The 7,924-nt window shown below is 48.4% G+C and carries 8 protein-coding genes; 5 read left to right on the top strand and 3 right to left on the bottom strand.

The window, feature by feature from the left end:
* The 4 genes from S1OALGB6SA_RS01310 to S1OALGB6SA_RS01295 all read left to right on the top strand — a co-directional run.
* A partial coding sequence (locus tag S1OALGB6SA_RS01310) for an amidohydrolase family protein (protein ID WP_124032295.1) occupies positions 1 to 342 on the top strand: 342 nt, incomplete at its 5' end.
* Between the two features lies 1 nt (position 343).
* A complete protein-coding gene (mtnA, locus tag S1OALGB6SA_RS01305; protein ID WP_230204347.1) occupies positions 344 to 1,423 on the top strand; it encodes an S-methyl-5-thioribose-1-phosphate isomerase in 1,080 nt (359 codons plus the stop codon).
* The gene (locus tag S1OALGB6SA_RS01300; RefSeq protein WP_124032293.1) at positions 1,420 to 2,187 is read left to right on the top strand and encodes a DeoR/GlpR family DNA-binding transcription regulator; all 768 of its coding nucleotides are present in this window, start codon (positions 1,420 to 1,422) and stop codon (positions 2,185 to 2,187) included. Before mtnA ends, S1OALGB6SA_RS01300 begins: the two co-directional genes overlap by 4 nt.
* Before the next feature lie 278 nt (positions 2,188 to 2,465).
* Entirely contained in the window at positions 2,466 to 3,212 is a 747-nt protein-coding gene (locus S1OALGB6SA_RS01295) for a hypothetical protein (RefSeq protein WP_124032292.1), read from the top strand.
* 127 nt (positions 3,213 to 3,339) lie between these two features.
* Here the strand turns inward: S1OALGB6SA_RS01295 and ung are convergent, their stop codons facing one another.
* The 3 genes from ung to S1OALGB6SA_RS01280 are packed head-to-tail and all read right to left on the bottom strand — an operon-like array spanning position 3,340 to position 6,382.
* Complete coding sequence (ung, locus tag S1OALGB6SA_RS01290; RefSeq protein WP_124032291.1) at positions 3,340 to 4,068, bottom strand: uracil-DNA glycosylase; 729 nt, start codon at positions 4,066 to 4,068, stop codon at positions 3,340 to 3,342.
* Entirely contained in the window at positions 4,065 to 5,699 is a 1,635-nt protein-coding gene (locus S1OALGB6SA_RS01285) for an ATP-binding protein (RefSeq protein WP_124032290.1), read from the bottom strand. Before S1OALGB6SA_RS01285 ends, ung begins: the two co-directional genes overlap by 4 nt.
* Positions 5,696 to 6,382: a response regulator transcription factor gene (locus tag S1OALGB6SA_RS01280; protein WP_124032289.1), complete on the bottom strand. Its 687-nt coding sequence runs from the start codon at positions 6,380 to 6,382 to the stop codon at positions 5,696 to 5,698. The genes S1OALGB6SA_RS01285 and S1OALGB6SA_RS01280 overlap by 4 nt, the downstream gene beginning before the upstream one ends.
* A gap of 231 nt (positions 6,383 to 6,613) precedes the next feature.
* Here S1OALGB6SA_RS01280 and creD point away from each other — a divergent pair.
* Positions 6,614 to 7,924, top strand: a 1,311-nt coding sequence (gene creD / locus S1OALGB6SA_RS01275; protein WP_148083995.1) for a cell envelope integrity protein CreD, incomplete at its 3' end; no start/stop codon positions are given.

The following is a 7,924-nucleotide window of genomic DNA, read 5'->3' as shown; positions in this document are numbered from 1 at the left end:
ATGCAGAAAGTTGATACGATAGACGCAACTTCAATGCCAGCCGGGGAGATTTTAAATATCGCCAGCACTGTGGGTGCGGAATACTTCGCTACCGGTGGAGGAACAATCGAAGTGGGAAAGGAAGCTGACATCATGTTGCTCGATATCAGCAGTCCCCAGATGACTCCGCTCTGGAATCTCAGTTCTTCACTGGTCTATTCATCAGGCTCCGGCAATGTCAAAACATTGCTATCTGCTGGCCGCATTCTGATGGAAAACAGCGTTGTTCCAGGATATGAAGAAGTGCGGAACAAAGCCCTTGCATGTCAGCGTCGACTATTTGGAACCAAACAAGGAAACTGAGGTGAGCAAATCACATCCTGTCGATGAAAACGCGGAAATTCTATCCCTTTACTGGGATAACGACCGTCTCTATTTTCTTGATCAGACCCTGCTTCCGGTGGATGTGGTACGGGAAGAGCAAACTAGCATTGAACAGGTTTGGGATTCCATTAAGAAACTCAAAGTTCGCGGTGCCCCGGCAATCGGTGTCGCCGGAGCTTACGGCTTGTATATCGGCGCTCGCAGTCATGCAGGTCTTTCCATTGAAGAATTCATGGGAAAACTGCAAGAGATGGCCGTCTATTTAAACAGCTCTCGCCCCACGGCTGTCAATCTGTCTTGGGGCCTGAAACGAATGACTTCGGTCGCCGAATCATCAGCTTCAACGGGTTCCAGCACAGCGCAGGTAATTGAAAGACTGAAAGAAGAAGCTGAGGCCATTCATCAGCAGGATCAGGAACTCTGCAGGGCCATCGGAGAGACAGGGCGCCCGTTAATAAAGGATGGCATGGGTGTCCAAACCCATTGCAACGCAGGTGGATTGGCCACCTCGGCACTCGGTACCGCTACGGCACCCATGTACCTGGCTCACCGACAGGGTGTTTCGTTTAAGGTTTATGTCGATGAAACCCGCCCTCTCCTGCAAGGTGCCCGACTGACCAGTTGGGAACTCCTCCGAGCAGGAGTTGATGTGACTTTGATATGCGATAATATGGCCGCGAGTTTGATGGCGTCGGGCAAGGTAGATCTGATTATTGTTGGCACGGATCGGGTAGCGGCGAATGGGGATGTGGCGAACAAAATAGGCACATACGGTTTGGCTATACTGGCCAAACACTTTGGTATTCCGTTCTATGTTGCGTGCCCTTCGTCAACAGTCGATCTCAACACGGCTACGGGCGATGCGATACCTATTGAAGAACGTAATTCTGAAGAAGTGACAAGTTTTGGAGGCCGACAGACTGGCCCTGAGGATGTCAATGTTTGGAATCCGGCATTTGATGTTACGCCGGCAGAGCATGTTACCGGAATCATCAGTGAAAAAGGTATCTTGAGAGCACCATATAGTGAGAAGCTGATAAACCTGTTTCGAGGGTTATGAAAATGCTCGGAGTTGAACGGCGCAAATTGATTCATCAATTACTGCTTGAGAAAGGAAGTGCGAAGGTATCGGAACTTTCCACTCTATGCGGTATAGGGGAGGAGACCATTCGGCGCGATCTTACCAAAATGGCCGGTGAAGGGCTGATAGAGAAAATTTACGGTGGGGCTTGCATCCCGGACAACATGCATCGTGTGCTACCGGTAGACATCAGGAAAGTAATCAACATCGACTCCAAGAAAAGAATTGCGTCCATTTGTAAAGGCAATGTGAATGAGGGCGATACAGTGTTCTTGGACGGCAGCACCACGGCCTGGCAGATTGCCAGGGCTTTTTGCACTCTAAAAAATTTGATTGTGATTTCAAATTCCGTTGAGGTTGCTAACACTTTCGCCAAATCGCATGCTATCAAATTCATCGGTATTGGGGGGACAATGCGGAAGAAAACAAAAACCTTCGTCGGATATTCGACTGTGGCCGCAATTGCAGATTATCATGCCGACATCGCGTTTATCTGCTGCGACGGAGTTGATCAGGTTGCTGGGATTACCGACGCAAATGAGCAGGAAGCGGAAGTTCGAAAAACTATGCTCCGACAATCGCGAACCCATATCCTTGCGATTGACAGTACCAAATTTGACAAGACCTCGTTTTCAAGCATTGCCCATTGGGATGATTTTCATCAAGTTATCACAGATTCACAACCTAACGATTCATGGTTGGAATTCTTCCAGAATCACTCAATCCGCTGTATATACAATTGAAGGTAGTATGTTATCTCATAGAACGCATACTGCGCACCCGATAATTTCCTATAACTTACGGGAAAAGGAAAGACATCTTCGAAAGTCAGCTTCAAAAAACAGTAGATTTGATTCGAGCCATTGATAGAATCAACAGAGATTGAATTGCTCAATCTGGATCGGATTCTGAGGATTACCGAAGGGTCTGACACTCTAGCCAGCTTACAAAGGTTTATCACGGGTAGGTTTCGGAAATTCGAATTCAAGAGATTAATACCACAACCTAGTCAATGGAAGATATGAAAATCTTGTTACTAGGCTTAGTAGTATCGGTATTTTTGGTTGCCTGCGGATTTTTTGGTGTCAGCGACGACGTTATAATAAGATGGCCGGAGGGAGGGTTGCCTATCTACGATGGGGCATATCCCGCCTCTTGGAAAGTGCGCTGGCTCAACTCCAGTGACAGAGTATCTGAGAAAACTGTTGATAGCGCACAAGGGCCACTCGTTCTCGAACTTCCTAGAGAATCGCCGTTAATAGTAATGGCGGTTCCCATCACTGTCGAGTATGCCGCTCCCTATCGGGTGCGTGCCGCCGGCGTCGTAGTCGGTGCTGATTTGCCCTTGCCGGGCAATCTGCAATTTAGCTGGGAGGATGGGTTCTCAGCGCAACTTCTCCTATCTTTGGTAGATGCTGGAATTTCCTCGCACGCAATCAATCAGCGTCGTTTCGCCGAATCGGCAAGGAAGCGAAGCAACAACAGGCCCTGGCTCCTGGATGAAAAACAGCTTAGGCGCGACATAACAGGAGGGAAATTACGAACCTATAGTTTCCGTCTGCTGGAGGTTTTTGAAATCAAGGCAGCCCTTCCCGAAGGGACATGGTACTCCCAGTCTCCCCTCGACCCCCCGCTTATTGCCAGCCAAAATGGTTGGCAAGGTGTTCTTCCCAGAGGGCTATGGCATTTCGCGCGTCCCGCCGACGCGGAAATCGCAACTATATCAGTCGATAGCAATGGCAATGTGCTCCTCCGAATTGGAGATTAGCCCGGGATTGTCGGAAAGAAAAATCGCGGCGATATTCGGTCGGTGAGGTTGCTGGAAATTGCCAGGGAACGGAGCGGGACTGTCAACTGGCTGTATTCTTTTTTCCCCGGCAGTTTCCACTCGAATTCTAGCCGTCCAGATCGGCAGATAGAGGCAATGAGGGAAGTTGCCAATTGATGGGGCTCTTGCCATGACTTTTGAGCCAGTCATTGGTTTGAGAGAAGGGACGACTTCCAAAAAAACCCCGAGAGGCGGAAAAAGGAGAAGGATGGGGAGCGCTTAGCAGCAAGTGTTTTTTCGCATCCACATGTGCGGCCTTCCTTTGCGCATAGGAACCCCACAGAATAAACACCACTCCTTGTAGTTCCGAATCGATTAGATTCACTATTTTATCAGTAAAAGTTTCCCAGCCGCAGTTTTGGTGCGATGCTGGTTTGCCATGTTCTACACTTAAAACGGAGTTTAGAAGCAGCACACCATCTCTGGCCCATGGCATAAGCCATCCGTGGCGTGCTGGAGCTATCCCCAAATCATCCCGCAGCTCCCTATATATATTGATTAAGGAAGGTGGAATAGGAATTCCCGGACGCACCGAGAAGCTTAAGCCATGCGCCTGGTTAACGCCATGATATGGATCTTGACCCAGAATCACTACCCTAACCTCTTCGAAGGGGGTGCTGTTCAAGGCCGCAAATATTTCTTCACCTCTGGGGTAGATTGCTTTGCCTGCCTTCTTCTCCCTAAACAGAAAGGCTCTAAGCTCAGCCATATAGGGTTTTTCAAACTCATTCACGAGTCTGCTCAACCAAGTTGGATTTAGTTTGATTCTACGATTTTCAGTATCCGCTTCAATCATTTTGTTATCGGGAATTCGAGTTCGAAAATGGTTCCGCCTCTCTCTCTGGGGATAGCTTGAACGCCGCCTCCATAACCCTCGGCTATTCTCCTAACTATTGCCAAACCCAGGCCAGTATGCTGTGAGGATTCTTGATCGGGCCTGTCAGTATACCAACGCTCAAAAACTTTTTCTTTAACATCCTCAGCGATTCCTGGTCCTCGGTCTGCAACCGATATTTTCACTGTATCTTTGTTTGGGGAATCGAGAATTATTTCCACCTTTTCGTTTCTGGGAGAGAAGGAGACAGCATTGTCCAGCAGGTTCAATATGGCTTGTGCCAATCTATCGGGATTAACAAGTAATTGGATAGGATTAGCCGAGTCTGATTGGTTGACTAACAGCACTTGTACCTCCTTGTCCTTGCGGTAGTTATAAGTCGATACTATGTTTTCCAGAATTGTGCCAACACTCGCCATAACTTCTTCGCCCTGATTCAACCGGACATCAACGCTAATCAGTTCTTTAAGATCGTCCAGAAGTCGTTGAATGCGATGGCCTTCACGGGCGATAACCTCAAGAAATCTGCTGGTTTCTCCTGGAGTATTCTGTTCCGCTAGTTCAGCCGCACTTAGAATCCCAGCCACTGGATTTTTCATTTCATGCATTAAATCCATCATGAAGTCTTCTACGTAATCTGTACGTTGCTGCAATCTGGATGATAGGCGGTAAAGCGCCCGAGAAAGATCGGCAACTTCATCATTACCGGATAACGGTTTAAAGCCGGACTGCATTTTCCCCTGTTGATCAAGTATACTTTCGGCCTGATCGCGTAGTCGACTTACTGGAACGGTTACGGTTCTGGCTAACAGTATTGAGAGAACGATTGCTCCGGCGACGCTAAACAGGAAGATGGTGGCGATGTCGAGACGGAGCTTGTAGAGATCGGACAGTATTGCAAGGGTGGAGCGAGATGCCAAAACAGCCCCAACAACTTTTTCATCTTGGAAGATAGGTATTGCTGAATAAAGAGTTACCGACTTCTGCCCCTTGGAAATTCTGGTAATTGCGCCATAACGCCCTTCCAGAGCCGAGTTTATCTCACTGCCGTTCAGAATCTGCTTGCCGCTGTAATATTCCGCGTCGGGACTCGGGATTTTGGGTTTCCTGATAATGCGGGACACCAGTTTTAAAACGCGCGTGGGTATGGCTCCTATTCGATAAATCACGTTTTCCTCGGGATAACTTTGGCGAGAGGGTGCGAACACTGAATCTTGAGTGTTTTCAGTGCGGATTGAGGATTGTTCCTGTACAATTGGACTGGCAGAATCAGCAAGCAGTAGTCCATTTTTATCTATCACCCGCAGGCGTGCATCGGTTCTTGCGCCCAAGCGCCCTATGATGGCGTTGGCCTCTTTGGCCAGATTGTGGCCACTTAGAGCTGAGGCAAGGAGTCTACCCTGCTGTACCATGGCACGCTCCTGGCTCTCAAGAAGCTGGGTTTCGTATGTGCCTAGGAAAAGGACGGCGCCGATTGGAAAGACAGCCAGCAGGATGTTGAATATAAGGAGCCTAGAGGTTAATCCTTTCAAAGAGCTGTCTCGATGGGAGGAACGACCAGCAGTATGAAGGCGGGAATTTTGTTTTCTCAAGCTTTTATCCCGAATCGGTAGCCCGTTCCGTACATGGTTTTGATGGTATTTTTTGGCGCTCCGATGCTTTCCAGTTTTTTCCGGATTCGTTTAATATGGCTGTCTACTGCGCGTTCGTTTATGAATTCGTCATCCGGGAATACACACGAGAAAAGCGCCGCACGACTGCATACGTTTCCCGATGAACGAATCAGTTCAGAAAAAATTCGGAATTCGCTTATGGTAAGTATCAATTCTTGTCCGTTCCAACAGACCCGATAGCTAGCCGGCATCAGTGTGAAGGGGCCCACGTGAATCGGGGATTCCTTCTGGTCGACTCCGTCCGCGCGTCGCAGAACAGCTTTTATTCGAGCTAGAAGCTCACGGACGCTAAATGGCTTCCCGATGTAATCGTCCCCGCCTATTTCCAGGCCGAGAATCTTGTCGAGCTCCTGGTCCCGAGAGGAAAGGAAAATTATTGGAGTTTTTTTATCTGTTTGACGTAGCAGGCGACAGAATTCGAAGCCATCCATTCGCGGCATTAGTATATCCAGCAAATAGAGTTGTGGCGGGGCACCCTGGTGGGCCTTCCAGGCATCTTGGCCGTTGGAGTAGGTGGATACTATGTAATTCTCCTTGTTGAGGGCGTAGCTCAAATTGTCGCGAAGAGTCGCCTCGTCATCGACGATTGCAATATGTTTCATATTTCCAATACTAGCATATTGTATAACTCTGTTGATGCCCAAAGTCAAAGACACTCAAGATGATGCGAGGCAATGTCGACAAACAAAATTTTTGCCTGAATCAAGTTGGGTAACACAGCCAAATTCAGCCCCTATTTTGCCGGATTTCAATATTGAAATTGCCATTTGTCAGACTTACAATGTATCAAGTTCTATAGCCCTGAGCTCTACCGCACTTGGAGGATTATCTCGATGTCGAAAACTGGCAAGAATATGTGGCTTAGTCCACTAATCAAAGTTTTGGTGACGGTTGTGATAATACTTCTTTTGCTGATTCCGCTGTTTATGATAAGAAATTTGGTTGCGGATCGGCTAGATTTGAAAACTGAGGCTGCAGAGCGGGTTGTTGAAGAAGTAGGGGGGGAGCTTATATTGGTGGGGCCAATACTTGCACTACCCTACGAATATGAGCGAATCGAAACACGCGACGGGAAGGAGGTGATCCTCAAATCGCGGGATGAGATATACTTGATTCCCGAGTCCTTCACGCTAAAGGGAAAGCTAGAAGCTGAGTACCGGAGTTTGGGGATTTACCGAATTCCTGTCTACAGAGCCTTTGTTAATGGGAGTGGAAGAGTTCATACGCCGGGGGCCAGTTTATATCCTTCTGGAGCAATACCAATCCCGGAGGAAAACCGATTCATAGTTGGCATCGCAAATATGGAAGGGATTCGAGGGATTTCGGAATTGCAATGGGGATTCCGGCAGGTGGATTTTTTGCCGGATTCGGGAAATACGGCGGTGGGGAATGGCGTGAGCGCGACGGTGGGAGAAATAATCGATGGTGATGATAGCGGCGTAGTGGATTTTGCCTTTGATATGGAAATCAGCGGGGGTAATAGAGCGGACTTCGTGCCGCTTGGGCGCGATACGGTGCTTGAACTCTCGGGCGATTGGCCATCGCCGTCGTTTTTAGGGGGTCTGCTCCCCTCCGAAATGGAATTCGGTGACGAGGGATTTAACGCGAATTGGAGAATTCCGGAAGTTAGCAGACCCTTTCGACCACATTGGAATTCGTCGGAGGCGGAAAGAATAAACCCCGATGTGCATGGTTTTGGGGTGGTATTGCTGGAATCTATGGCAGGCTACAAGCAGATTGAGAGAGCGGTTAAATATGGATTGCTTTTTCTGATGATTCCATTTGCGGTGTTCTTCCTCTTCGAAATCCTTGTTCGGCTTAGGGTGCACCCGATGCAATACTTGATGGTTGGAGCCGCGGATGTGATTTTTTACCTGCTGCTCCTAGCCATATCGGAGCACCTGGGCTTCAATGCGGCATATGTGATTGCGGCAGTTGCAGTTACCGCGCTAATCTCTATCTATACCCATCGCACCGCAGATGCGGACTACACGGCGCGTGTAAATGATGGATTGCGCTTCCCTGCGTTTGCAGTTTATTTGGCCATGCCTATTACTCTTTGCGTATCATATCTTTGGCTCTGGTTTACGCTGCGCTCCGAAGATTATGCATTGCTGCTCGGTTCGATAGGCGTTTTTGCCGTG

This window comes from Olavius algarvensis spirochete endosymbiont, from assembly GCA_900608495.1.
GTDB lineage: Bacteria > Spirochaetota > Spirochaetia > DSM-2461 > DSM-2461 > UBA2779.
The sequence above is the reverse complement of the archived record's forward strand: the minus strand, read 5'-3'. Positions and strand labels throughout refer to the sequence as shown.

Bases quoted from the DNA above. Each gene is read 5' to 3' on its own strand.
- ung (WP_124032291.1), bottom strand. From the start codon at position 4,068: ATGATTGAAGCGGATACTGAAAATCGTAGAATCAAACTAAATCCAACT.
- S1OALGB6SA_RS01295 (WP_124032292.1), top strand. From the start codon at position 2,466: ATGAAAATCTTGTTACTAGGCTTAGTAGTATCGGTATTTTTGGTTGCC.
- S1OALGB6SA_RS01280 (WP_124032289.1), bottom strand. From the start codon at position 6,382: ATGAAACATATTGCAATCGTCGATGACGAGGCGACTCTTCGCGACAAT.
- S1OALGB6SA_RS01300 (WP_124032293.1), top strand. From the start codon at position 1,420: ATGAAAATGCTCGGAGTTGAACGGCGCAAATTGATTCATCAATTACTG.